The 24,721-nt window shown below is 69.3% G+C and carries 19 protein-coding genes; 6 read left to right on the forward strand and 13 right to left on the reverse strand.

What is annotated here, in order from left to right:
* The first annotated feature begins 274 nt into the window (after positions 1 to 274).
* Complete coding sequence (locus ACH4G3_RS16630) at positions 275 to 934, forward strand: GntR family transcriptional regulator (protein ID WP_397625139.1); 660 nt, start codon at positions 275 to 277, stop codon at positions 932 to 934.
* A 109-nt stretch (positions 935 to 1,043) separates the two neighbouring features.
* Here ACH4G3_RS16630 and ACH4G3_RS16635 read toward each other — a convergent pair whose 3' ends face one another.
* The 3 genes from ACH4G3_RS16635 to ACH4G3_RS16645 are packed head-to-tail and all read right to left on the reverse strand — an operon-like array spanning position 1,044 to position 3,471.
* Complete coding sequence (locus ACH4G3_RS16635) at positions 1,044 to 1,778, reverse strand: SDR family NAD(P)-dependent oxidoreductase (protein ID WP_397625140.1); 735 nt, start codon at positions 1,776 to 1,778, stop codon at positions 1,044 to 1,046.
* Between the two features lie 58 nt (positions 1,779 to 1,836).
* The gene (locus tag ACH4G3_RS16640; protein ID WP_397625141.1) at positions 1,837 to 2,943 is read right to left on the reverse strand and encodes an alanine racemase; all 1,107 of its coding nucleotides are present in this window, start codon (positions 2,941 to 2,943) and stop codon (positions 1,837 to 1,839) included.
* A gap of 51 nt (positions 2,944 to 2,994) precedes the next feature.
* The gene (locus ACH4G3_RS16645; protein WP_397625142.1) at positions 2,995 to 3,471 is read right to left on the reverse strand and encodes a RidA family protein; all 477 of its coding nucleotides are present in this window, start codon (positions 3,469 to 3,471) and stop codon (positions 2,995 to 2,997) included.
* A gap of 163 nt (positions 3,472 to 3,634) precedes the next feature.
* Between ACH4G3_RS16645 and ACH4G3_RS16650 the strand changes: the two genes are divergently transcribed.
* Entirely contained in the window at positions 3,635 to 4,315 is a 681-nt protein-coding gene (locus ACH4G3_RS16650) for a haloacid dehalogenase type II (protein ID WP_397625143.1), read from the forward strand.
* Between the two features lie 192 nt (positions 4,316 to 4,507).
* On the opposite strand, the gene ACH4G3_RS16655 is transcribed toward ACH4G3_RS16650, so the two are convergent.
* Positions 4,508 to 6,526, reverse strand: coding sequence for a glycoside hydrolase (locus tag ACH4G3_RS16655; protein ID WP_397625144.1), 2,019 nt, complete (start codon positions 6,524 to 6,526; stop codon positions 4,508 to 4,510).
* Positions 6,527 to 6,579: 53 nt separating this feature from the next.
* Positions 6,580 to 8,172, reverse strand: a complete 1,593-nt coding sequence (locus ACH4G3_RS16660; protein WP_397625145.1) for a glycoside hydrolase family 43 protein — start codon at positions 8,170 to 8,172, stop codon at positions 6,580 to 6,582.
* A 371-nt stretch (positions 8,173 to 8,543) separates the two neighbouring features.
* Between ACH4G3_RS16660 and ACH4G3_RS16665 the strand changes: the two genes are divergently transcribed.
* Entirely contained in the window at positions 8,544 to 10,190 is a 1,647-nt protein-coding gene (locus tag ACH4G3_RS16665; RefSeq protein ID WP_397625146.1) for a glycoside hydrolase family 27 protein, read from the forward strand.
* Positions 10,191 to 10,244: 54 nt separating this feature from the next.
* On the opposite strand, the gene ACH4G3_RS16670 is transcribed toward ACH4G3_RS16665, so the two are convergent.
* The 3 genes from ACH4G3_RS16670 to ACH4G3_RS16680 form a co-directional block, all read right to left on the reverse strand.
* Positions 10,245 to 11,759 (reverse strand): glycoside hydrolase family 43 protein, encoded by a 1,515-nt coding sequence (locus ACH4G3_RS16670; RefSeq protein WP_397625147.1) that lies wholly within the window; start codon positions 11,757 to 11,759, stop codon positions 10,245 to 10,247.
* A 287-nt stretch (positions 11,760 to 12,046) separates the two neighbouring features.
* Entirely contained in the window at positions 12,047 to 14,515 is a 2,469-nt protein-coding gene (locus tag ACH4G3_RS16675) for a SpoIIE family protein phosphatase (RefSeq protein WP_397625505.1), read from the reverse strand.
* Positions 14,516 to 14,649: 134 nt separating this feature from the next.
* Positions 14,650 to 16,881, reverse strand: a complete 2,232-nt coding sequence (locus ACH4G3_RS16680) for an alpha-L-fucosidase (RefSeq protein WP_397625149.1) — start codon at positions 16,879 to 16,881, stop codon at positions 14,650 to 14,652.
* 288 nt (positions 16,882 to 17,169) lie between these two features.
* On the opposite strand from ACH4G3_RS16680, the gene ACH4G3_RS16685 reads away from it, so the two are divergent.
* Positions 17,170 to 17,892, forward strand: coding sequence for a FadR/GntR family transcriptional regulator (locus ACH4G3_RS16685; RefSeq protein WP_397625150.1), 723 nt, complete (start codon positions 17,170 to 17,172; stop codon positions 17,890 to 17,892).
* A gap of 126 nt (positions 17,893 to 18,018) precedes the next feature.
* Here ACH4G3_RS16685 and ACH4G3_RS16690 read toward each other — a convergent pair whose 3' ends face one another.
* The 5 genes from ACH4G3_RS16690 to ACH4G3_RS16710 all read right to left on the reverse strand — a co-directional run bounded on the left by ACH4G3_RS16690 (position 18,019) and on the right by ACH4G3_RS16710 (position 23,048).
* Complete coding sequence (locus tag ACH4G3_RS16690) at positions 18,019 to 18,726, reverse strand: SDR family NAD(P)-dependent oxidoreductase (RefSeq protein WP_397625151.1); 708 nt, start codon at positions 18,724 to 18,726, stop codon at positions 18,019 to 18,021.
* A 200-nt stretch (positions 18,727 to 18,926) separates the two neighbouring features.
* Positions 18,927 to 19,949 carry a LacI family DNA-binding transcriptional regulator gene (locus ACH4G3_RS16695; RefSeq protein ID WP_397625152.1) on the reverse strand — a complete coding sequence of 341 codons (1,023 nt, stop codon included), beginning with the start codon at positions 19,947 to 19,949 and terminating at the stop codon, positions 18,927 to 18,929.
* 77 nt (positions 19,950 to 20,026) lie between these two features.
* Entirely contained in the window at positions 20,027 to 20,854 is an 828-nt protein-coding gene (locus tag ACH4G3_RS16700) for an ATP-binding cassette domain-containing protein (RefSeq protein WP_020271745.1), read from the reverse strand.
* On the reverse strand, positions 20,851 to 21,864 hold the full coding sequence (locus ACH4G3_RS16705; protein ID WP_397625153.1) for an ABC transporter permease: 1,014 nt from the start codon (positions 21,862 to 21,864) through the stop codon (positions 20,851 to 20,853). The genes ACH4G3_RS16700 and ACH4G3_RS16705 overlap by 4 nt, the downstream gene beginning before the upstream one ends.
* Positions 21,865 to 22,031: 167 nt before the next feature.
* Positions 22,032 to 23,048 (reverse strand): sugar ABC transporter substrate-binding protein, encoded by a 1,017-nt coding sequence (locus ACH4G3_RS16710; protein WP_397625154.1) that lies wholly within the window; start codon positions 23,046 to 23,048, stop codon positions 22,032 to 22,034.
* 245 nt (positions 23,049 to 23,293) lie between these two features.
* On the opposite strand from ACH4G3_RS16710, the gene ACH4G3_RS16715 reads away from it, so the two are divergent.
* Together ACH4G3_RS16715 and ACH4G3_RS16720 are read left to right on the forward strand one after the other, a co-directional pair.
* Entirely contained in the window at positions 23,294 to 24,280 is a 987-nt protein-coding gene (locus ACH4G3_RS16715; RefSeq protein WP_397625155.1) for a carbohydrate kinase family protein, read from the forward strand.
* Positions 24,281 to 24,321: 41 nt separating this feature from the next.
* The gene (locus ACH4G3_RS16720; protein WP_397625156.1) at positions 24,322 to 24,624 is read left to right on the forward strand and encodes a putative quinol monooxygenase; all 303 of its coding nucleotides are present in this window, start codon (positions 24,322 to 24,324) and stop codon (positions 24,622 to 24,624) included.
* Positions 24,625 to 24,721: the final 97 nt, after the last annotated feature.

Here is a 24,721-nt window from a genome sequence, read left to right on the forward strand (position 1 = left end):
AGACAACCTCGGGGGCCGGGCCGGCATCCACCCCCGCCGCGGTCTTTCTCACCGCCCTCGGTATTACCATGATCGGACAGGGCCTGGATGTGAAGAAGAGCCGACGCGAGCGCGCAGACACAGTCCACCCCCTGGCCCCCCGGCCTTCGAAGACCGAGGGGACAGCTGCGAGCGTTCAGCGCGCTGCGCCGCGGACCGTGACCGACGAGAGGGAAGCCCTGTGAGCCAAGAGTCTGCAAGGCCCGTACGCCTGCCTCGCGAGACGTTCGCCTCGATGGTGCTCGACCGCCTCCGTGAGGACATCATCAACGGCACCCTCGCAGCCGGCACACAGCTCAGCGAGGTGGAGCTGGCCACGAGCTTCGGGGTGAGCCGTGGGCCGATCCGGGAGGCGATCCAGCGGCTGATCCAGGAGGGGCTGCTCCGCGGCGAGCCCCACCGGAGGGTCTCCGTCCCGGTGCTCACCAGGGAAGACATCGCTGACATCTACCTGGCTCGTACGGCGCTGGAGTCCGCAGCGGTCCAGTCCATCATCGCTTCCGCCAAGTCGGAGGAGACCTACAAGGAACTGGACAGGAACGTCAGGGCGGAGGCTGCCGCCGAAGAGGCCGGCGACTGGGAAACGGCGAAGAAGTACGACCTGGAGTTCCACACCATCCTGGTCGCCGCCTCCGGCAGCCAGCGACTCCAGCGAATGTTCAGCACGGTGATCTCCGAAACCCGCCTGTGCATGGGGGCCCTCACCACTGAGGAGGCTCGGCACCATCACAAGGTCCAGAGCCCGGGTGAAGTCAATCACCGCAAGATCAGCGAGCTGATCCGGGACGGCGACGCCGCGGGCGCCCTGGCAGCGCTGAAGAAGCACTTCGACGACGCGGTGGCGACCTTGACCAGCCGGGACAGCGAGGACAACCAGACGCCGCCCGTGGGATAGGAACGACCCGCCCGAACAGGGCGTCACGCCCGCTTCAGCCAGTGCCGAAGCGGGCGAACAGGTCGTTCAGCGTCTGCTCCACGACTGGGCGGTGTCGCGGAGGGCGCGGTCAGAAGGCGGTGTAGCCGCCGTCCACGGGGAGAACCGCTCCGGTGATGTAGGACGACTCCGGTGAGGCGAGGAACAGGACCGCGTCCGCTATCTCCTCCGGGGACGCGAGGCGTTGGAGCGGTATCTGGGCCTCGCGCTCACGGCGGTAGGCCTCGGGGTCGGGCCGGCGCTGGAACGACGCCTCGATGACGGGTGTGCTCGTCAGGCCCGGAGCGACGACGTTGACGCGGATGCCCCGCGCAGCCCATTCGATGGCCGCGCCCTTGGCCAGCATGATGAGGCCTCCCTTGGCAGCCGAGTACAGCACCTCTTCGGGCTTGCCCACCATGCCGAGCCGCGAGCCGACGCAGACGAACGAGCCGCCCGCCTCCGGCATCAGCGGCGCGAAGTGCTTCATCACCAGGAACGCGCTGAGCAGGTTGCTGTGCAGCACGTTCTTCGCGTCCTCGTACGCCATCTCGGTGAGCGGGCCGCTGACCTGCAGGCCGTGGTTGAGGACGACGACGTCGACGCTCCCCACGGACTCTGCGGCCCGCTGGGCCAGGCTCGCGACGAACGCCTCGTCGTTGAGGTCGCCGGGGACGTACACGTCGTCGGGCCGGGCGGTGTCCAGCTCCTCCCTGCGGCCGGTGAGGAGCAGCCGTGCGCCCTCGCGGCGGAAGTGGGAACTCACCGCCTCCCCGATTCCGCTGCCGGCTCCGGTCACCAGCGCCGTGAGCTTGTCGAGTCTCATGTTCAGCCACTCTCTTCTGGGTCGGGCAAGGCGTTGGGAGGCAGTGTTGTGAAGCAGCTCAGCTGAGGAGCCCCCGGGCCGCGACCGGCCAGCACCGCGGCATCGTGCCCTGTGAGTCGGTCACGATCAGTTCTTCGAAGTTGTTCACGATCGGGCACACGTGGTTGGGCACCATCGGGAGAACGGTTCCGACAGCGGGCCGCGGCTCCTCGGGGGACACGGCGAGAAAGCCGTGGTACTCGTTGAGCTTCGACAGCACGGCCTTCATGCCGGCGATCTGGCCGTACCCGCGCTGTGGGTTGCCGTCCCGGCCGAGGGCCTTGGTGCCGACGTCGAGGATGACCTGGCCCGGGACCCGGTCGCTGACCACCGTGGCCGCGACGAACAGCGCGATCTGCTCCTCGTCACAGGCGCCGAGCCGGGTGTTGTCCATGTCGCAGAAGACGTACTCGCCCGGACGGATCTCGGTGATCAGGCTGCTGGTGGAGAACGCGACCGTGGGAGTGGAGCCCGCACTGACCACCTCGGCGCTCACCCCGACGCCGGCGAAGCCGCGTACCGCTGTGGCCAGTGCGATCTCCTGGTCCCGCGCGGCGAGCTCGCGAACGTCCGGGCCGGAGCTGCCGTGCCCCGGGTAGGTGTAGACGCCCACGGGTACCAGCCCACGCTTCCGGGCGGCGAGGGCGAGATCACCCGCGGCCTCGGGCGGCGCACCCGAACGGCCGGCTCCACAGTCGACCTCGACCACGATCTCGAGCCGTTCGGGCTCGTCGCCCATCGCGTCGGCGAGGGCCTCGATGGCCGCGACGTTGTCGGCCCCCACCCGGAGTCGGGCGGTCCGGGCGAGCGAGCGGATCCGCTCACCCTTCGTTCCCGCGGGCCAGACCGGATAGGCGAGGAAGATGTCGTCGAATCCCGCGCCGGCGAAGACCTCCGCCTCACCGACATTGCCCGCGGTGATCCCGACGGCCCCCGCCTCGATCTGAAGTCTCCCGACCTCCACGCACTTGTGCGTCTTGACGTGAGGCCTGACCTGCAGGCTGTGCTGGGCAGCGAAGTTCTGCATCCGGTCGATGTTCCGCTGCATGACGTCCAGCAGCACGATGGGCGCGGGTGTGTCCACCCGCTCGACCAGCGCATCGAGTGCTCGTTGAAGCCGGTGCACGCTGCTCTCACTCCTTGGACTGTCGGTCGGAGAATGAAGGGGTGGCGCGGGTCACGACGCCGTCGTGCAAACCATCTGGATCTCGACAGGACTGTTGCGCGGAAGTCCGGCGACACCGATCGCGGTGCGGGCGTGCCGGCCGTTCTCGCCGAGCACCTCGATGAGCAGGTCACTCGCCGCGTTGGCGACACGTGACTGCTCTGCGAACTCCGGCGTGCTCGCGACGAAGACCAGCATCTGCACGATCCGGACCCGGTCCAGGCCGCCCACCGCCTCCGCGGCGACGGCCAGGCAGTTCAACACCGCCTGACGCGCCAGAACCCGCGCCGCTTCCAACTCGACGTCCCGGCCGACGATGCCCTGCCCCAGCAGCGCACCGTCCTTGTACGGCAGCTGCCCCGACACGTAGATGCTGGAACCGACCTGCCGGTGGTTCACGTAGGCCGCGTCACCGCTGACACGGGGAAGCGCGTGGCCGAGGGCATCGAGGCGCTCCATGGCCGTACCGGATGGCGTGTTGGTCTCCACTGGTCCTCCTGTGCGTCCAGGGCGCCTGTGTGAGGCGGTTCGATGACGTGACGGTAAGAGGCCGCTTGAAAACTGTCAACAGTTGTCTGTTCACAGGGGTGGGGGTATGGTCCTCGCAATCGCCAACCGGGCGGCTGCCGGCTGATCGTCAACTGGAGGAACCGTGAGATTCGAGAACAAGCCGAAGTTCGTGACGTTCGACATGAACGGGACGCTGATCAAGTTCAGCATCAACGACGCGATGCGTGAGGTCCTGGGCGACCGGCTGCCGGCCGAGGTCGCCGATGAGTACCTGCGGATCTGCAAGGCGTACCGGATCGACGAGTGCACCGGCGCGTACCAGCCGTTCCACCAGGTCGTCGCGCGTTCCATGGAACGCGCCTCGCGCGGCGTCGGTCTCGAGTACCGCGAGGACGAGGCGCGGGCGGTGTACGACCGCATCCCCACCTGGGGTCCGTACCCCGGCGTCACCGAGGCGCTGAACCGCCTGGCCGAGGAGGTCCCGCTGGTCATCATCACGAACAGCGACACCGCTCACGCCGTGCGCCTCGCGGAGAACCTCAAGGCCCCGTTCGAGGTCGTCATCAGCGCCGAGGAGATGGGCGTCTACAAGCCACGACTCCAGGCCTTCGAGTACCTGTTCGACAAGCTCGGTGTCACACCCGACGAGCTCGTGCACGTCTCCGCGAGCCCGATGTACGACCATCGGTCCGCGGCCGCCATGGGCATCAAGAACAAGGTGTACGTCGACCGCGGCTTCGAGCACGACGAGCACTGGCTCGGCTACGAGCGGATCACCGACATCGCCGACCTCCCCGTCCTCTTCGGCCTGCCCCGCCCTTGACGAGAAAGGCGACCTCGACATCACCGACCGGCCGCTGGGCGGCATCACGTCTGCCAGGGCTCGCAGACCACGGCACTTTCCGGAAGTCAGCCGTGGTCCTGGAAGCGGTCCGGCGGAGAAGGGCATGCCGGCGAGCCCGGCCATCACCGGCGTGGGCCCCGCACGAGCGGCGGGGCCCACGTCGTCAACGGATCAGCAGGTGGAGTTGGTCTGGGTGAGCAGGCCCAGCCGCCACGGCAGGCTGTTGTAGTCACCGCTGGCGTTGGGATCCTTGCCCTGGTACAGGTACTGCAGCTTGCAGGCCGGGATCGTGAGCGTCTGGTCGTTGCTCGCGCGGATCATCTCGCCGTGACTGATGTCCCGGGTCCAGGTACCGGCGGGGAACGTCACGTTGTTCGACTTGGCGAACGGGTTGCCCTCGGACGCGGCCAGCGGGGACCAGGAGCCGGCCAGGCTGTTCGAGGTCCAGGAGCGGAAGTAGCGCCGGCCGTCCGAGGCGATGGCCTCGACGAGCAGCAGGTACTGGTTACTGCCCTGCACCTTGTAGACGTTGCTCGCTTCGAACATGGCGTACTTGGAGTCCCGCGCCGCGATGACGGTGTTGGTGAAGCCGTTCGGGAACCGGCCGACGGTCGTCTGGGAGCGGTACAGGTGCCCGTTGTCGTCGGACGAGAACAGGTAGCAGTTGGCGCTGTCGCAGATCACCCACATGTCGACCCAGTGGCCGTTGCCGATGTTCTGCCTGATGATGTCCGGCATCGACGAGTAGAAGTTGCGCGGGGCGCTCCACCCGTTGGGGTTGCTGATGTCGGGGTTGGTGGAGTACGAGGCGTTGCCGGTCTGGTAGACGAGGTACCACAGGCGCTGCGGCGCGTAGTAGAAGACCTGCGGCGCGGCCCGGTACCCGGCGCCGATGGCGGTGCGGTCGAGGTAGTGGTGTGTGGCCGAACCCGCCTGCGACCAGTCACTGAAGTTCAGGTACACCAGGTTGTACCCGGAGGAGTTCGCGGTGCTCGCGAACACGTGGTACTTGCCGTTGTGGTAGACGACCGACGGGTCCTTGATCCCGGCGACCCTGTGGGTCGCGTCCGACTTGGGGGAGATCAGGGATCCGCTCGAATTCCAGCGGAAGGAGGAGGGGAGTGCGGCGGCGGACCGGGGCGAACGGGCGTCGGCCCGCTGTGCCGCGGCCGATCCGCCCAGTGCGTTGAGCGTTGCCTGGTAGGCCGGTTTCTTGTTGCCGTTGCGGTCGAAGAGCAGGGGGTTCTCGCCGCTGCGCCAGGAGTCGCTGTCGCGGATGCCCCAGACGGTGATGCCGGTGCAGCGCCGCACGTTCATGCAGGCCCGCACCGTGTTCGCGTACGCGTTCGGCGGGGCCTGGGCGATGTCCAGCTCGGTGATCTGGACGTCCACGCCGAGAGCGGCGAAGTTCGACAGCGTCGTCTGGAAGCTGCCGGGGGGACCGCCGGCGCCGAAGTGCGCTTGGAGGCCGACGCAGTCGATGGGAACGCCGCGGGCCTTGAAGTCGCGGACCATGCGGTAGACGCCCTGGGTCTTGGCGTCGCTCCAGTTCTCGATGTTGTAGTCGTTGTAGCAGAGCTTGGCCGCCGGGTCGGCCGACCGTGCGGTGCGGAAGGCCTGCTCCAGGAAGCCGGTGCCCAGGACGTCTCGGAAGACCGAGCCGCGCAGCTGGCCGCTGCCGCCGTCGGCGAAGGCCTCGTTGACCACGTCCCAGGAGTGGATCCGGCCCTTGTAACGGTTCATCACCGTGGTGATGTGGTTGTTCATCACGCCGCGCAGCGTGTTCGCGTCCCTGATGCCCTTGACCCAGTCGGGCAGCTGGGAGTGCCAGACCAGCGTGTGGCCCCGCACGCGTTGACCGCGGGCCGCCGCGCCGTTCACGATCTGGTCGGCGGCGCCGAAGGTGAACTGTCCGCGGGACCGCTCGGTCGCGTCCCACTTCATCTCGTTCTCGGGTGTGACCGAGTTGAACTCGCGGCCCAGGATGCCGGTGTACGTGCCGTCGCCGAGCCGTCCGGCGGCCACGGCGGTCCCGAAGTACCGTCCGGACTGGGCCGCTTGGGCCCCGAGCGTGGAGGCCCGGACGGCGTCGGGTGCGGCGGTCGCGGCGACGGGCGTCACCAGGGTGGCCACGGCCACCAGGGATAACACCGAGGCTCGGCGACGGCCGAGCCGCGTCAGCGGGTTCATGGTTCTCCTCTGCGGTTGGCGGGGGGTTGGGTGGTGCGGTCGGTGGGATCGGGTCAGGGCGTCGACAGCTCGAACCGCGCGACGCGGACCGCGCCGCCGAGCGCCTGCGTGGCGTGGTTGAAGAGGGCGAATCGGTAGCCCATGAAGAACCGCCAGTCGTTGCCCATGGAGAAGGCGGGGCCGAGGCGGGTGAAGGTGGTGCCGTCGGTGCTGTAGGAGAAGGTGCCGGGGCGTGCCGCGCCGGGGCGGATGTCCGCGCTCGCGCGCAGCCAGATCCGTCCGCCGGAGATTGCGGCGCTCGCCACCTCGGTGCCGGTGCCGGTGGTGTTCCAGTTGCCGTCCATGGTCAGCCCGTTGACCATCACCACCCGCGTCACGCCGCCGTCGCGCTTGACACCGATCCAGGCGGAGGAGTCACGCAGCAGCGCGAGTCCGGCCCGGTCGCCGTCCCGCATCGCCGAGAAGTCGAGCAGGGCCGTTGCGGTGGAGGTGGGCCCCTGGATGCGGTGCGTGAGGGTGTTGCGGGCCCAGTACAGGTCGTTGGTGACGGTCGCGGTCCGCAGGGTCAGCCCGTTGTTGACCGACCACTTGGTGTTGTCCGGGTTGTGGTTCCACTCCCACCTCGGCTTGAGGGTCGTACCGTCGAAGGTGTCGACGCCGGTCATGGGGGTGACCTGGCGGGGCGGAGTTGGCACGTCCGGGCTGGGATACGAGGTGCCCCATGCGCCGTTCACCAGCTGCACGACGGGCCAGCCGTCCGGAGTCCAGGTGACCGGCGCCAGGGCAGGCACCCGGCCGCCGGGGTACGCGTCCACGAAGGCCAGGTAGTACCAGGCGCCCTTCTGCGTCTGGACCAGTCCGCCCTGGTGCGGGACGCCACCGCCGGGGATCGGCCCGCGCAGGTCGAGCAAAACCTGCCGCATCGTGTACGGACCGAAGGGCCCGCTCGACGACTTCAGGATGTACTGGCCGTTGGCCGGACGGGTCAGGAAGATGTAGTACTGCCCGTTGATCTTGTAGAAGCGGGCACCTTCGAGGGTGCCGACACTCGGCGGTGTGGTGAACACCTGCTGCGTGCGCACCTGGGTGCGGCCGTCGCGCGACAGCTGGGCCACGCTGATGGTGGTGTTCCCGTACGCCACGTACAGGGTGTCGTCGGTGTCGACGAGAAGTCCCGCGTCGTAGTACGGCGTGCCGATCGTGGTGAGTCTGCTCCACGGTCCCTCGACCGCGGTGGCGGTGTAGACGTACGTCCTGGCGAAGTCGATCTGGCCGAGCCAGTAGAAGGTCCCGTTGCTCGGGCGGTGGGCCAGCGACGACGCCCAGATCCCTCTGACATAGCCACGGCCACCGTTCAGGTCGTACTTGGCACCGAAGTCGAGGGTCGGCACCGAATGGCCGGCGATCTCCCAGTTCACCAGGTCGTACGAACGCAGGACAGGGGCGCCCGGTGAGTAGTGCATCGTGGAGGCCGAGGCGTAGTAGGTGGCGCCGACGCGGATCACGTCGATATCAGCGAAGTCCTGCCAGATGACCGGGTTCGTGTACGCCGGGGCGGCCGCGGCGGCCCGGGAGGCTCCGGCCGGCGGCACGAGGGCACCGGTGACCAAGCCGGTGCCGGCGGCCAACGCCCGGCGGCGGCTCATGGATTGACGAGGGCATGACATATCCATGTGTCGCGCTCCCCCTGTGGTGTTCGGGATGACGGACGGTAATCGACTGGTGAGCATCCTGGATGCTAGGGGGTTCAGAGCTCCCGTCAATACGTCTCGCATGATTCGTTCTTTGAGTCGAAATATTTCGCCAGCAGGAGGCTGAGAAGGCGGCGCCAGTGGAAATCCCGAACGGTCGGTGGAGTTGACAAGCTCCGCTTACTCCCTAGGATCCGTGGCGTCGACGATCCGAAAGCAGGCCGAAATTTCGAATGACTGAATATGTCATGCACCTGCCAAGGAACGGCGACACTGCAGCATCCATCCCCTGTCTCGTGTCGGCCTGCCGACGAAAGGAACCCACGGTGCCCAGACGATCAGGCAGACGACTGTTCCGTCTCCTCACGGCCGCCGCGCTGACGATCACCGCGTCCGTGACGGCCTCCGCTCACTCCACCGCCTCGGCAGCGCCCGGCAGCCCGGCGCTCACCCCGCCATTGGGCTGGAACAGCTGGAACAGCTTCGGATGCGGGATCACCGAGGCTCAGGTTCGTCAGGCCGCCGATGCGATGGTGTCCTCGGGCATGCGGGACGCCGGCTACCGGTACGTGGTGGTCGACGACTGCTGGTTCGACCCGCAACGCGACGCGTCGGGCAACCTGCGGGCCAACCCGACCAAGTTCCCCAGCGGGATGAAGGCGCTCGGGGACTACATCCACAGCAAGGGCCTGAAGTTCGGCATCTACCAGGTGCCGGGCGAACGCACCTGCGCGCAGACCACCGGCGCCTATCCCGGGTCGACGGGCAGCAAGGGGCATGAGGCCCAGGACGCCGCCACCTTCGCCTCGTGGGGCGTCGACTACCTCAAGTACGACTGGTGCTCCTCCAGCGGTACCCGTGACGAGCAGGTCGCGCGTTTCAAGCTCATGCGCGACGCCCTGCGCGCCACCGGACGGCCGATCGTCTACAGCATCAACCCCAACAGCTTCCACGCCATCACCGGAGCCACGTACAACTGGGGCGAGGTCGCCGACCTGTGGCGGACGACCGAGGACCTGCTCGACATCTGGCAGAACGGCAACACCAACAGCTATCCGATGGGCGTCGGCAACGTCTTGGACGTCACGGCGCCGCTGGCGGCGCAGTCGGGGCCGGGGCACTGGAACGACCCCGACATGCTGGTCGTCGGTCGTCCCGGACTGTCGCTGACCGAGTCCCGCTCGCACTTCGCCCTGTGGGCACTGATGAGCGCACCGCTCATGGCCGGCAACGACATCCGCACCATGTCCGCCGACGTGAGCGCGATCCTGCGCAACCCGCGTCTGCTGGCGGTGAACCAGGATGCGCTGGGCGCGGGCGGGCGCAGGGTGCGCGACGACGGCAACACCGAGGTGTTCGCCAAACCCCTTTCCGACGGCTCGGTCGCGGTGGGCCTGTTCAACCGGGGAGGCGGCACGGCGACGGTCACCACCACGGCCGCCCAAGTCGGCCTGTCCGGCGGGCCGTTCACCCTCACCGACCTGTGGACCGGCTCCACGTCGAGCACGTCCGGGCAGATCTCGGCGAGCGTCCCCGCGCACGGCGTGGCCGTGTTCCGGGTGAGCGGGGGCAGCCCGCTGGCCGCCACCACCTCACGGCTGCGCGGCAACGCGTCCGGTCGCTGCCTGGACGTGGACAACGCCTCCACCGCGGCCGGGGCCACGGTGCTGATCTGGGACTGCCACACGGCGGCCAACCAGCTGTGGACCACCTGGGCCGGCGGCGAGATCCGCGTCTTCGGCGACAAGTGCCTGGACGCTTACAACCGGGGCACCGCCAACGGCACCCGTGTCGTCACCTGGCCCTGCAACGGCCAGGACAACCAGAAGTGGACCGTCGGTTCCGACGGGTCGATCCGCAACGTCCACGCCGGTCTGTGCCTCGACGTCGACCGGGCCGGCACCACCAACGGAACCCCGCTGGTCCTGTGGACCTGCAACGGCCAGGCCAACCAGAAGTGGACCCGCGCGTGAGAGACCGTGCCGGTGCCCTGGCCTTTCGGCCGAGCGGTGGGGGAGGGGGTTGGTTCAGCCGTCGAGGGGGTCGTAGTCGAACCAGTCGAAGTGGACGGTGCCCTCGGCGGCGTACATGCCGATGACCCGGCCGGTGAAGCCGCCGGCGACCTCGGTCGACAGGTAGCGGCCGTCGAGGGTCGCGAGTTCGCTGAACGTGCCGTCGGGCTGCTCGATGCCGAGGGAGACGACGTCGGGTCCGGTGCACGGACCGTGCGGAGACGGCGGTGGCGTGATCGTGACGGCGAGGACCACCGGCCCGGCGGACACGGACTCTTCGGCCACGACCGTGCGCAGCGAGCCGACGCGCGCGACCACCCGCACGCGCGTGCCGGACACCTCGATCTCGTAGTGGTGCCGCTCGTCGAGCCGGACGGCGAGGCCGCCGCTTCCCTCCGCGGCATCGACCAGCGTGCGCGCCCGGCAGGACAGATGCTGCTGGCGCCGGCCGGTGAACACCACGTCGGGCTCGTCCAGGGAGCCGCCCCGCGCGCGCAGCGTCAGCCAACCGGGGCGCTCCTTGGTGGTGCAGTGCTCTGCGGGCCGGTCGCGCACGGAGATCCAGTACGGCCGCAGTTCGGCGAGCTCGAAGTCGTCCCGCCGCTCCTCGACAGGGCCGGGGGAGAGCGGCCACGGGAGTTCGGGCAGGTCCAGGGCGACCCCGCCGATGACCGGCCAGTCGTCCACCCAGGTCACGGGGGCCAGGAAGGTTTCGCGGCCCAGCACGTGCCAGCCTGGCGTGCCGCCGCCCGGCCGGACGCCGAGCAGCACCATCCACCAGGAGCCGTCGGGGCCTTGGACCAGGTCGGCGTGCCCGGTGTTCTGGACGGGGTGGTCGGTGCCGCGATGGGTGAGGATCGGGTTGGCCGGGCACGGCTCGAACGGGCCGTTGGGCGTACGGCTGCGGGCGATCGACACGCCGTGGCCGCGCTCGGTGCCGCCCTCGGCGATGAGCAGGTACCAGTGGTCGCCGATCCGGTACAGGTGCGGCGCCTCCGGGGCCTTGGCGCCGGGTGCGCCGGACCAGAGCTTGTGCGGTGTTCCGTGGGTCTGCCCGGTGGACGGGTCGAGACGGACCTGCGAGACCCCGGCGACCGTGCACCAGCAGGTGCCGTCCTCGTCCCAGACCAGGTCGGGATCGATGCCGGGGACACCCGGCGCCCAGATGGGGTCCGACCACGGTCCGGCGGGGTCGGTGGCCGTGACGACCAGGTTGCCGCCGCCCTCGCTGCAGTTGGTGACGATCAGCCAGAAGCGGCCGTCATGGTGGCGCAGGGTGGGGGCGTAGATCCCGCCGGAGGACGGCATGGAGGCGGGCAGACGCAGTTGTTCCGGCCGGTCCAGGACATTGCCGATCTGCGTCCAGTGCACCAAGTCACGGCTGTGGAAGAGAGGCACCCCGGGGAAGTACTCGAAGCTGGAGCAGGCCAGGTAGTAGTCGTCGCCGACGCGGCAGACGCTGGGGTCGGGGTGGAAGCCGGGGACCACGGGGTTGGCGACGCGTCCGTCCGGCTGGCTCAGAGGGGGCACCCGAGAGGTCCTCTCGTCGATTGACATGCCGGCCCTTTCGGCGGCTGTCGAAGCGCTTCGCTGCCAGACGCAAGGTAACGGACAATTTTCATGCGGAACAAGGGGTCGTACCGTGATACCCAAGCTACTGCTTGGTCTATTGACCTCGTCGGGGTGAATGGCATCGTCGAAGCGCTTCGATGAATTGGATGGTCAGTCGGCCGCCGGCGTGGTCCACTTCCTGCCGGCGTGCTTGCCCGCGGCCTGCGCCTCGCTCACGTGCTCGCTCCCTCTCCGTCGCCGACTCCTTAACGTCCCAAGCCTGGGAGCGGCTGGGAGTCGGCGAGGGTCTGCGCGCACCAGATCGTCTTGCCGTCGGGGGTGTGCCGGGTGCCCCACCCCTGGGTGAGCTGGGCGACGAGCAGCAGGCCCCGGCCTCCCTCGTCGAAGGCGCGCGCCCGGCGCAGGTGCGGTGCGGTGTTGCTGGCGTCGGAGACCTCGCAGATCAGGGAGGAGTCGCGAATCAGCCGCAGCCTGATCGGCGGCTCGCCGTATCTGATGGCGTTGGTTACCAGCTCGCTGACCACCAGTTCGGTGACGAACGACGCCTCCTCCAGGCCCCAGGTATCCAGCTGGTCGAGGGCGAACTTCCTGGTGCGCGGCACCTCTGCGGGGTCCGGTACGACGTCCCAGTCGGCGACGTGCTGGGGATCCAGCGCGTGAGTGCGAGCGAGCAGCAGGGCGGCGTCGTCGGTGCGGCGTTCGGGAAGGATGGCGTCCACCACCGTGTCGCAGAGGCCCTCCAGCGAGGGGACCGCATGGTTGAGGACCCGCAGCAGTTCGGTGATCCCCTCGTCGACGTCGCGCTCACGGCTCCCCACCAGTCCGTCGGTGAAGAGGGCGAGCAGGCTGCCCTCGGGCAGCTCGAGTTCGGTGGCCTCGAACGGCAGCCCACCGATGCCGAGCGGTGGTCCCGGATGGGCGGTCGCCGGGGTCCTGGTGCCGTCCGGGGAGATGATCAGCGGCAGCGGATGACCCGCGCTCGCCACAGTGAAGCGGCGGGAGACCGGGTCGTAGACGGTGTAGAGGCAAGTGGCCCCGAATTCGCCGGTCGGCTGGAAGCGGCCGGCGGGCTGGAGGTCGCTGGCGAGGTGGATGACCAGGTCGTCCAGGTGGGTCAGCAACTCGTCCGGTGGCAGGTCCACGTCGGCGAGCGTGCGGACCGCCGTACGCAGCCGGCCCATGCTGGCCGAGGCGTGCAGGCCGTGACCGACCACGTCGCCCACGACCAGGGCGACCCGAGCACCGGAGAGCGGAATGACGTCGAACCAGTCACCACCCACTTCCGAGCCGGTCCCGGCGGGCAGGTAGCGGGATGCCACCTCGACCGCCTCCTGGCTGGGCAGCTGCTGCAGCAGCAGACTGCGCTGCAGGGTCAGCGCGGTCGTGCGTTCGCGCGAGTACCGGCGGGCGTTGTCGATGGCGACGGCTGCCTTGGCGGTCAGCTCTTCGGCGAGGATCAGGTCGTCGGCGGTGAAGGCCTCGGGCCGGTCGCTGCGGGAGAACGCGACGACGCCGAGCAGCGCGCCGCGGGCCCGGAGCGGCACGGTGATCCGGCCGGTCAGCCCGTCCGCGGCGAGGGACTCGTCGATCAACGGGTTGCCCGGCGGCCAGTGGGCCGGGTCGGCGGCGAGCCCGGGCCCGAAGGCCCATTCGCCGCCGGGGCCGGGCTCGGCCGCGAGCTGAACCGTGGACCTGCCGGTGGCCATGCAGCGGGTGGCGACCGAACCGGGAGCGTGACTGACCGGCATCGGGTGCCCGGGAGCCCGGTCGGTGTCATGCTTCGCGCCGTGCTGGGCGGCGCGGCTGAGCGTGATGGCTTCGCCGGAGGCGGGGGCGGGGGCATGAGGCGGCTCCTCTCCGCGCAGCACCTCGTCGAAGAGATCCACGGTGACGGCGTCGACGAACCCCGGCACGGAGGTCCTGGCCAGTTCCTGTGCGGTGCCGATCACGTCGAGTGTCCGGCCGATGCCGCGGCTGGCCTCGTTGAGCATGAGCAGGCGCTGTCTGGCCCAGTACTCCGCGCTCATGTCGAATCCCCAGTTGGCGACCGCGCGGACCCTGCCCTCGGCATCCCGGACGGGCCAGATGCTGGTGGCCCAGGCGTTGGCGTAGTTACTGCCGAGCGGCCGGAAGACGGTGATGAGGCGCGCGGGCTCGCCCGTCCTCGCCACCTCGGCGAGCTGGTCGGTGTAGGGCTTGTCGTCCCTTTCGGGGAACAGCGAGCGGTCGAATTCGGGAAGCACCTCGCGGTACTTCTTACCGAGCACTTGCTCCTCGGAGTGCGCGATCACCCGGCCAGAGGAGGCGTTGATCCACAGAAATCGCAGCTCAGGGTCGTATACGCCCAGAGCGAAGGGGCTCTGCTCGAAGGCCAGGTCGGCGATCACCGGGCGGCGTTCCCAGCGCTGGACGGTCACCGTCTGGCCCAGCGCCCGGCCGTCGGTGCCGAACAGCGGGTGAGCCGACACCAGAGCGTCCACCGTGGATCCGTCGCGGTGGCGCAGGGGGATGAGCACCGGGGGGTCGGGGCCGCTGCCGGAGCTCCCGGGGAAGCCGGGGGGCGGGGGAGCGGCCAGCAGGTCGGTCACGGGGCGCCCGACGACGTCCTCCGCCGTCCAGCCCAGCAGCAGCCGCCCGCTCTCGCTCCAGCCGCTCACCACACCGTCCGGTCCCACCACGAGCGCGGCAGTGCGGGCGTCCTGCTCACCGGCCATGTCCACGCGCCTCGCCTCCGTCGGGACAGCTGGGCCCGTCAGGGCTGGTTTCAGCCGCAGCTTCCAGCGTAGATCGGCTCCTGCTCCACGGCGCCCCGACCGGTACGTACGGAGGCGACTGCGGGCTCCGCCGGCTACAGCGCGGTGAAGGTCCACAGCAGGTTGGTGCTGCTGCCGTAGGTCCACTGCTTGGCGGGGGAGCCCGAGGCGACGCTGCCGCCGCCGTCGAGGACCAGGCCGGTGGTGCGGTTGGCGATCGAATAGCGGTCGCCGCCCCGGTGGGTGATGGTCCACTGCTGGTTGCTGCCGCCGTTCCAGGCGGCCTGCCGGGCGGCGGATCCGTCGGCGGTGGCGCCCCAGCCGTCGGCGACCATGCCGTTCGTGCGGTTGACCAGCCTGTAGTAGCCGCCGCCGACAGCCTCCGCATGCCACTGCAGGTTCGAACTGCCGTCCCAGGTCCACTGCTTGAGGCCGGAGCCGGAGGCCACGTCGCCGCCGCTGTCCAGGGCGAGTCCGTTGGTGGCGTTGGTGATCCGGAAGTACGTCGCCGGGTCGAAGCGGACCCTCAGCGAGGTGATCTGGTCGTTGTTGCCGGTGACCCTGAGGTCGGGGTTGTCGGCGGTGAAGGTCCAGGAAGTACCGGTGAAGTCGTCCCCGGAGTAGCCGATCACCTGATATCCGGGGGCGGGTCGGAGGGAGGAGAGGGTGCGCGGGCCCGGTCCGGCCGCGGACAGGTCGGCCGCGGTGTAGTCGCCGACGGCGAGGACCGCGGAGCGGCCGGTGTAGTTGACGTCCGTGAAGGCGACGGCGCCGGCGAGCGGCCGCAGGCCGGGGATCGTGCCGGAGAAGTTGAGCTTCAGGACATAGGCGTTGGCGCCGTACGGCGCCGAGGACGGCAGGGTGACCCTGAGGCCGGAGGCACTTTGGGTCGGCGTGGGCAGGTCGATGTACGTGCCGGCGGTGGTGCCGAGGAGCTTCATCGAGGTCAGCGAGGAGAGGTTGATCCGGTCCGAGCTGAGCGTCTTGATCGTCAGCGAGCTCCCGGGCCAGCCCAGGACGGTGGCGTACAGGACGTCGTTCGCCTTGTTGCGGGTGAAGCGGATGTCCTGCGGCGTGCCGGCGTGCGGGGTGGTGAACGAGCCGCCGCCCATCTTCGTCGGGCCTTCTCCGTACGCGGTCCAGGCGCGGGTCGCGTACACCGACTCGCCGAAGCGCTTGAGGTGGTCGCCGATGGCGAGCAGGATGTCCTTCTGTGCCTGGGGGATGGTGCCGTCGGCCATCGGCGCGATGTTCAGCAGCACGTTGCCGTTCTTGCTGACCCGGTCGATGAAGGAGTGCAGCATCTGCTGGGTGGTGTAGTAGCCGATGCCCTGCGTGTAGCACCAACTGCTGCTGGAGATGCTGTCGTCGGTCAGCCAGTACGGGGTGGTGAGGTCGGCCGGGCCGCCGCGTTCGTAGTCGAAGACCTCGCCCTTGCCGTTCATGCCGTCCTTGTAGGTGGCGACGACTTCACGCCCCCAGCTGTTCGCCTGGTTGTAGTAGTACGCCAGGAAGTTCAGGCGCTGTTTCTCGTCGACGGCGTCCAGATTGAAGTCCTGCCACAGGATGTCGGGCCGGGCGCGGTCGATGACCTCCTTGAGCTTGTCGAACCAGAGCTGGTTCTGTGCGGCCGGCCCCAGTTGTCCGTAGAGCTTCTTGAGGCTGGGGTCCGTCTGGGCGGGGGCGTACTCGTAGAAGCCGGTGAAGTTGTACGCGTGGTGCATGGCCACCAGCAGTTTGAGGCCCCTGGCGCGGATGGCCGTGGAGAACAGCCGCAGCAGGTCCAGGCCAGGGCCCTTGTTCACCGAGTTCCACTCGTTGACCTGGCTGTCCCACATGGAGAAGCCGTCATGGTGCTCGGCGACCGGGCCGGCGAATCTGGCGCCGGCGTGGACGAACAGCTGAACCCACTCGTCGGGGTCGAACTTCCCGCCGGCCGACTTCAGCTTCGGCGCGAACTTCACGGTGTTGCCCGCCAGGTCCTTCGCTCCGTTGATGAAGTTGTGGTACGGCCATGCCGAGGGCCGGCCGTAGGTCGCGATGTGGTGCTTGTTGGCGTTGCTGCCCGCCTGATACATGCTGCGCGGGTACCACTCGTTGTCGAAGGCGGGGACGCTGAAGGCGCCCCAGTGGAAGTAGATCCCGAACTTCGCGTCCTGGAACCACTCCGGCGCCGGGGGGTGTTGGTCGACCGAGTCCCAGTCGGGCGTGTACGTGCTGGGCGCCGCCGCGGCGACACCGGCACCGAACACATCACCGGCCACGGCCGCCGCGGCCACGCAGGTTGCGGAGGCCACGAACTGGCGTCTGTTGATCGAGCTCGACATGGACACATCCCTGATGCGGAAGGGGCAGGGGGAATGCAGGGCCACGCATGAAGGTCGGTCATGCAGCCATGGGATGTCAACCACTGCGCAGGGATGAAAGTGGCCATTGATGCAGGCGAGTTGACTGGTTTGCCATGGAATGGCGTGCAATTCGATCACCAGACATAGCATGTCTTGCAGTGCTTCATGTCTGGGCTGTCGCCGTCCCGCACCCGCGTCCCAGTATCATCAACGTCACGCTGATCAGGTCGGACGTGCTCACGGGCGCGGTGGGGGGAGGGGCGAGCGGTGTCTCTGACGGACAAGGCCATCGAGCAGATCCGTGAGCTGATCCGGACCGGTGCCCTGCCGCCGGGCTCGAAGCTCCCACCGGAGCCGGACCTGGCCGCCCAGTTGGGACTGTCCCGCAACCTCGCCCGCGAAGCGGTCAAGGCGCTTGCCGTCGCACGGGTCCTGGAAGTCAGGCGGGGCGACGGCACGTACGTGACCAGCCTCCACCCGAGGCTGCTGCTGGAGGGTCTCGGCGGCGCGGTGGAACTGCTGCAGGGTGACGCGGTCGCCCTGCAGGACCTCATGGAGGTACGGCGGCTCCTCGAACCGATGGCCACGGCGCTGGCCGCCACCCGGATCTCCGACGCCCAGCTGGCCGAGGTGAAGCGGCACCTGGACGCCATGCGCGAGGCCCGCGACGACGTCGAACAGCTCAACGCCCACGACGCCGCCTTCCATCGCGCCGTCGTCTCGGCCACGGGCAACGAAAGCCTCCTCACCCTCCTGGAAGGGATCTCCGGCCGCACCCTGCGCGCCCGCATCTGGCGCGGCCTGGTCGACGACAGGGCCGCGGGCCGCACGCTCGCCGAGCACGAGGCGATCTTCAACGCGCTGTCCACCCGTGACACAGCCCTCAGTCAGGCCGCCGCGCTGCTCCACGTGAGCAACACCGAGCAGTGGCTGAGGGAACACCTGCGCTCCGGCGAACCGCTCTCCGTCGGAACGACCGAGCGGAACTGACGGGCGGGCGGCGTCCCGGGGGTCCGGGTCGCCGCCGACCTCGCCGAGCGGAAGACTCGCGCCTGCCGACCGCCCCAATGAACTCCGGCGCCCAGCACTCCTGCTGCCGGGTACGGCCCGGTGCTGTCAGCCGCGGGGGAAGCCGTCGTCGTCGAGCTTGAAGACGAGTTCGGCCTGGTCGCGCTTGGTGGTGTGCAGGTCCCAGTACAGGGGGGTGATCTGCTCGGGCCGGGCCGCCTCCACGCCGGGGATGACGGAGACGCCGATCGAGGAGTCGATGCCGACGTGGGCGGCCTGGATGCCGGTACCGGCGTCGGCCAGCTCCTTGTGCAGGTTCATCACCCAGTTGCGCAGCGCCGCGGCGGCGGCGTTGACGTTGGCGACCCGCGGGTCGGGCCAGATCGAGCCGGCGCCGGTGGTGTAGAGCAGGGTGCCCGCGCCGGCCTCACGCATCCCGGGCAGCACCGCCTGGGTGGCGGCGATGGCCCCGTAGAGCTGGAAGTTCATCTCGAACTCCACATCGGACGGTGTGGTGGTGGCCGGAGCGGTCAGCGTGGTGACGCCGAACGTTCCCACCGGGGAGTACTCCAGGACGTCGATGCCGCCGAACCGGGTGGCGGCGTCCTTGAGGGCCTGGGTGAGCGCGTCGCGGTCGAGGACATCCGCGGGAAACGCGCCGGCGGTGATGCCCTCGGCGGTGAGCTTGCCGACGAGGTCGTCGAGCTTGCGGCGGTTGCGGGAGATCAGGGCGACGTCGAGGCCCTGGGAGCCGAAGGCGCGGGCGATGGCCAGGCCCAGCTGGGGGCCGGCTCCGACGATGGCGATGCTGGTCACGGCAGAGTCCTTTCGGGGAAGGTGGCGCGCGAAGCCGTATCCGGATAGGCCTATCCAGATTTACGGTACGGATAGGCCTATCCGGTTCGCTGTGCCACCGTACCATGGAACCGGATAAGGCGTTCCGATTGCCTGCCGGGTGGAGTGAGTCCTGGGGTCCGCCGGGGCCCGGCCGGCGTCGGGTCGCGCGCCGGTGCCGCTCAGGGATGGGGCGCGGCCTGCTCCCCGGAGCCCCGGACGATCAGCCGGGTGGGAACGGTGATGGTGCGAGCCCGGGAACGGTCGCCGTCGAGGCGGGCCAGGGCGATGGCCGCGGCGCTGCGGCCGAGTTCTTCGGGGTCCTGCGCGACGACGGTCAGGGCCGGTTCGAGCGCCTCGGCCAGTGCCACGTCGTCGAAGGCGACGACGGCCACGTCCTTGCGCTTGCTGCGCGCGAGTTCGGCGACGATGCCGAGCGCCATGATGTTGTTTCCGGCGAACAGGGCGGTCGGGGGATCGGCCAGTTCGAGGAGTTGAGCGGTCGCGGCCTCGGCACCCGGCTGGTCGTGGGTGTTGGCGACGAGCGCGCGGTCGTAGGGGATGTCGGCTTCTTGCAGGGCCGCGCGGTATCCGGCGAGGCGCTCGCGGCGGGTGTACAGCTTGACGGGCAGGTCGCCGACGAATCCGATGCGCCGGTGCCCGTGGGCGATGAGGTGGGCGACGCCTTCCTGGGCCCCGGCTCGGTTGGAGCTGACGATGCTGTCCGTGGGCAGGCCGACTCCCGGGCGGTCGAGAAAGACGATGGGAAGCCCCGCCGTGCGGTGGGACTTGAGGTGGGAGTGGTCGGCGCCGACGGACGGCACGACGACGAGGATGCTGACGCGACGGGCGAGGAACTTGTCCGTCAGAGCGCGTTCGCGGCCGGGGTCGTCCGCGGACGAGCCCATCAGGAGGGTCAGTCCGCGTTCGCGGACCGTGTCCTCGATGGCGCGGGCCACCGCTCCGAAGAAGGGGTTGCCGAGGTCGGGGATGACCAGTCCGATGGTGGTGTCCGGCCCGCCGACGCGCATGTTGCGTGCCATGAGATTCGGCTGGAATCCCAGCTTGGCCACCGCGGCGAGCACCTGCTCCCGCGTCTGCGCCGAGACGGGACCGTCCTCGTTGAGGACGCGCGAAACTGTCTTGGCGCTGACGCCGACTTCTCGTGCGACATCGGCAAGGGTGGGGCGGCGGCTCGCTGCCATGGAGGAAACCGTCTCCTGAGTGCTCCCGGGTTCCGGCCGCGGCCTCGGCCGGAACATGCGAGAGCGGGGTTGAGCTGTCAGGTGGCCTGGACTCCGGCGGCTTTCGCTGCCGCGGAATCCGCTACGACAGTATCTCCGGCCGCGTCCACGGTGAGCGCGCCGGTCATGATGGCGACGACCTCCGCCATGGAGTAGTCGGAGGGCTTGATCACGGCGGCACGCCGGCCCAGCCGGTGGACGTGGATCCGGTCCGCGATCTCGAAGACGTGCGGCATGTTGTGGCTGATCAGGACGACCGGCATGCCCTTGTCGCGGACGCGGCGGATGAGGTCGAGGACCTGTCCGGACTCCTTGACGCCGAGGGCGGCGGTGGGCTCGTCCATGACCACGACACTGCGGGCCCAGGCCACGGCCCGGGCGACCGCGACGGCCTGCCGCTGTCCGCCGGAGAGCGTCTCGACCGACTGGGTCAGCGAGCGCAGCCCGATCTTCAGGTCGGCCATGTGCTCGGCGGCCTCCTGGCGCATGCGCTTCTTGTCGAGCATGCGGAAGGCGCTGCCGAGAACACCGGGGCGGCGCAGTTCGCGGCCGAGGAACATGTTGGAGGCGATGTCCATGGAGGCGGCCACGGCGAGGTCCTGATAGACCGTCTCGATGCCGTGGGCGCGGGCGCTCTGCGGGCCGGAGAAGGTGATGGGCTCGCCGTTCAGGCGGATCTCGCCCGCGTCGGGGACCACCGCGCCGGTGAGGGCCTTGATGAGGCTGGTCTTGCCGGCTCCGTTGTCACCGATGACGGCGAGGACCTCGCCCGGCATCAGGTCGAAGTCGGCTCCGTCGATGGCGGTGACATGGCCGTAGCGCTTGACCAGACCGCGGGCCTGAAGGACAGGGGTGGGGGAGGTCATCGGGCCTTCTTCCGGGAGATCTGGTCGACGGTCACTGCGAGGATCACCAGGACACCGGTGATCAGGGTCTGGTAGATGGAGGCGACGCCCATCAGCTGAAGGCCGTTGCGGAAGACGCCGACGATGAGGACGCCGATGAACGTGCCCAGGACCGAGCCGCGTCCGCCGAAGAGGCTGGTGCCGCCGAGCACCACGGCGGTGATGCTGTCGAGGTTGTCGGTCTGGCCGGCCTGGGGGTCACCGACTCCGGTGCGGGAGATGAGCAGCAGGGCGGCGATGCCGTACATCAGACCGGCCACGGTGTAGACGCCGATGGTCAGCCGCGAGGTGCGGATGCCGTTCAGCCGCGCCGCCTCCGGGCTGTTGCCCAGGGCGTAGACGTGCCGGCCCCAGCTGGTGCTGCTCAGTGCGTACGCGAAGAGGAGGAACAGGGCGATGGTGACCAGCGAGCCGTAGGTGATGTCGGTCCTGCCGAGCGGGAAGGTCTGCCCGAGAGCCGTCAGCGGGCCGGGCAGGCTCGTGACGGTCTGCTCCTCGGAGTAGATGTGGGTCAGCGCGAACGCCACGTTGAGCATGCCGAGGGTGACGATGAAGGGCGGCAGCGGGATCCTCTGCACCAGCGCGCCGTTGAGCAGGCCGAAGCCGCCGCAGACGACCAGGCCCAACGCGATAGCGGCGAGCGGCGGCAGGGAGCCCTCGGCCGCCATCTTGGCGATCACGATGCTGCCGAAGGCCATCACCGCTCCGCAGGACAGGTCGATGCCCGCGGTGAGGATGATCAGCGTCTGGCCGATGGCGAGGGTGCCGACGACCATGACCTGCTGCACGATCAGCGAGAAGTTCCCGCCGGTGAGGAACTGGTCGGTCGAGATGGAGAAGAAGGCACAGGCCAGGAGGAGGGCGACGAGCGGTCCGGTGGTCGGCTGCGTGAGCAGCCTGCGGACCGCCGTCGGTGCTTTGAGCTCGGCGTACGGCGTGGACGTGGACGGTGGCGTGGACGTGGCGGTCATGCGAGGTCCTTGTCGGAAGACAGAAGCCCTTGCCGGTCCTTGTCGGACGGGAAGGTCAGTCCTTGTCGGACGGCAAGAGGACGAGGGGGCGGCCGTACCCGGTCGGGGAGGAGGGGCCGGCCGCCCCGCTGAGGGGTGTCGAACGGTGGCGGCTGGGGGTCGGCGGCTCAGCCCCAGCAGTTCTCCAGGCCGTAGGCGGTGTCCTTGGACGCGACCCCGTCCTGCGCCTTGTCGGTGATCAGCGTGACGCCTGTGTCGGTGTAACCGGACGCCTTCTTGCCGTCCTTGGCGTACGTGGCGACGGCCTTGACGCCCTCGGCGGCCATCTTCAACGGGTACTGCTGCGAAGTCGCGGCGATCTTGCCGTCCTTGACGGCCTGGGTGCCCGTGCAGCCGCCGTCGACGGAGACGATCAGCACGTCCTTCTCCCGGCCCTTGGCCTTCAGCGCGGTGTACGCGCCCAGCGCGGCCGGTTCGTTGATCGTGTAGACGACGTTGATGCCGGGTTCCTTCTGGAGACAGTTCTCCATCGCCGTCTGGCCCTTGGACTGGTCGCCGCCGGTGTCCTGTGCACAGGCGACGTCCTTGTCGGTGGCGCCGAAGCCCTTGAGGAAACCGTTGTGCCGCTGAACGCCGACGGACACACCCGGCGCGAGGTCGAGGGCGGCTATCTTCGCGGTCTTGCCCTTCATCGCGGCCTTGGCGTACTCGCCGATCAGCTCGCCCGCCTTGAGGTTGTCGGTGGCGAAGAGGGCGTCGACCGCGCTCTCCGGCTCGGTCGGGGTGTCCAGGGCGATGACCAGAACGCCCTTGGCCTTGGCCTTCTCGATCGCCGGCACGATCGCCTTGGAGTCGCTCGGGGTGATCAGGATGCCCTTCACCCCGGAGGCGACCATGTTCTCGACGGCGGTGACCTGCCCGGCGTTGTCGCCGTCGAACTTGCCTGCGGCGGTGACGAGTTGGACGCCGTTCTCCTTGGCGGCCTTCTCCGCGCCCTCCTTCATCTTCACGAAGAACGGGTTGGTGTCGGTCTTGGTGATCAGACCGACCTTGACGCTGCCCGACCCGGCGTTCGCCGTGCCCGATCCGGATCCGGATCCGCATGCGGTCAGGGTGAGGGCCGCGATGCCCGTGCACGCGGCGGCTCTGAGCACGGAGGAAGGCAGACGAGAGATACGTGACATGAACGACTCCTGCGGGATTGCGGACGAGCGGCCGGCATCGGGCGCATGCCGCCCGAGGTGTCATCGTTGACTCATGTCAGCGTTGACACTGCTTGGCGAGGATGATGGACTCCGCCTTCAGGCAACGTCAATGCCTTTCACCCGTCACAAATCGGCAACGCCGTGGCCGCCACCCGCCCGAACCGGTCCGGGGACTGCCCGTAATGTGTCCGTTTCTCCGGCGCGTCCCAAGAGAAGAGCCGCCCATGTGCCCGCGTCAGATCACCGTCCTGGGGGAGTGCGTCGCTGACGCGTTCACCCAGTCCACAGGGGCCCGGAACGAACTCGCCCTGCGTGTCCTGCCAGGCGGCGGACCGGCCAACACGGCGGTGGCCCTGGCCCGGCTGGGCACCCCGGCCCGCTTCCTCGCACGGCTGTCCGGCGACGTGTTCGGCCGCCTCTTCCGGAGCCACCTGGAGGCCTCCGGCGTGGACCTGTCGCACGCCGTCGAGGCCGCCGAGCCCAGCACGCTGGCCGTGGCCGAGCTCGACGCCCAGGGGCAGGCCGCGTTCTCCTTCCACGCCCAGTCCACCGCGGACTGGCAGTGGACGAGCGCCGAACTGGCCGGAATTGACCTGGCCGGCACCACCTGCGTCCACACCGGGTCACTGGCCCTGGTCAAGGATCCCGGGGCAGGTGTGGTGGAGGACTTCCTGGCAGCGGCCGCGCCCCGGGCGACGATCAGCATTGACCCCAACGTCCGCCCCCTCCTGGTGCACCCCGAGGTCTACCGCGCCCGGCTGGCGCACTGGTGCGGCCTGGCGGACGTCCTGCGGCTGAGCGAGGACGACCTGGATCTCCTGCTGCCCGGGACGCCGCCCGAGCAGGCGTGCGACACCTGGCACGCGGCGGGGGCACGGCTCGTGGTGATCACGCGCGGCGCCGACGGTGCGCTGGCCTCACTCGACGGGGAACGGGTGCGGGTGCCCGCGGTGGCGACGCCGGTCGTCGACACGGTCGGTGCGGGGGACTCCTTCACCGCGGGACTGCTGCACCACCTCGGCACCCGAGGACTTCTCGGCGGGAGGCTGACGGACCTGAGTCTCGGCGATGTCGAGGCGGCCTGCCAGTTCGCCGCCCAGGTCGCGGCCCTGACCTGCTCGGTCGCCGGCCCGAACCCGCCGTGGCAGGACCAGCTGCCGCCGCTCTCGACGGACGACGGCGTCGTCCGTCACCTCGACTCCACCCGCTGACTCCATCCCCCGGCTCCACCCACCGAAAGGACAGGAAAACGATGACGAAGACCCTGCTCGCCGAGTTCACCGCCCGAGAGGGAGCGGAGGACGAAGTCGCCCGCCTGATCCGGGAGTACGCCCTGAAGGTGCGCGAAGAGGAAGGCAACCTGGCCTTCGACGTCTACACCAAGGCGGCCGACCCGCGCGCCTACTGGATCTTCGAGGTCTACCGTGACGAGGACGCCTTCAAGGCGCACCTGGACGCCCCGTACGGCGCGCCGTTCAATGCCGCCCTCACCCCGCTGATCGAGGAGGACGCCTCGGTACTGACGTTCCTCGATCCGTTGGCCACGCATCCGTAGCGAGCGCTGAACACCGGCGGCGACACGGAGCCGGAGCGCGGGGCGACCGACGGCGAAACCGCTCGCCCGCCCTCGCGCTCACCGCTCACGTGCGCGA

The organism is Streptomyces afghaniensis (assembly GCF_044327915.1).
Classification (GTDB): Bacteria; Actinomycetota; Actinomycetes; order Streptomycetales; family Streptomycetaceae; genus Streptomyces; species Streptomyces afghaniensis.

Coding starts and splice junctions, on each gene's coding strand:
- ACH4G3_RS16680 (WP_397625149.1), bottom strand. CDS start 16,881: ATGTCGAGCTCGATCAACAGACGCCAGTTCGTGGCCTCCGCAACCTGC.
- ACH4G3_RS16655 (WP_397625144.1), bottom strand. CDS start 6,526: ATGAACCCGCTGACGCGGCTCGGCCGTCGCCGAGCCTCGGTGTTATCC.
- ACH4G3_RS16710 (WP_397625154.1), bottom strand. CDS start 23,048: ATGTCACGTATCTCTCGTCTGCCTTCCTCCGTGCTCAGAGCCGCCGCG.
- ACH4G3_RS16720 (WP_397625156.1), top strand. CDS start 24,322: ATGACGAAGACCCTGCTCGCCGAGTTCACCGCCCGAGAGGGAGCGGAG.
- ACH4G3_RS16630 (WP_397625139.1), top strand. CDS start 275: ATGGTGCTCGACCGCCTCCGTGAGGACATCATCAACGGCACCCTCGCA.
- ACH4G3_RS16715 (WP_397625155.1), top strand. CDS start 23,294: ATGTGCCCGCGTCAGATCACCGTCCTGGGGGAGTGCGTCGCTGACGCG.
- ACH4G3_RS16700 (WP_020271745.1), bottom strand. CDS start 20,854: ATGACCTCCCCCACCCCTGTCCTTCAGGCCCGCGGTCTGGTCAAGCGC.
- ACH4G3_RS16635 (WP_397625140.1), bottom strand. CDS start 1,778: ATGAGACTCGACAAGCTCACGGCGCTGGTGACCGGAGCCGGCAGCGGA.
- ACH4G3_RS16705 (WP_397625153.1), bottom strand. CDS start 21,864: ATGACCGCCACGTCCACGCCACCGTCCACGTCCACGCCGTACGCCGAG.
- ACH4G3_RS16675 (WP_397625505.1), bottom strand. CDS start 14,515: ATGGCCGGTGAGCAGGACGCCCGCACTGCCGCGCTCGTGGTGGGACCG.
- ACH4G3_RS16660 (WP_397625145.1), bottom strand. CDS start 8,172: ATGAGCCGCCGCCGGGCGTTGGCCGCCGGCACCGGCTTGGTCACCGGT.
- ACH4G3_RS16695 (WP_397625152.1), bottom strand. CDS start 19,949: ATGGCAGCGAGCCGCCGCCCCACCCTTGCCGATGTCGCACGAGAAGTC.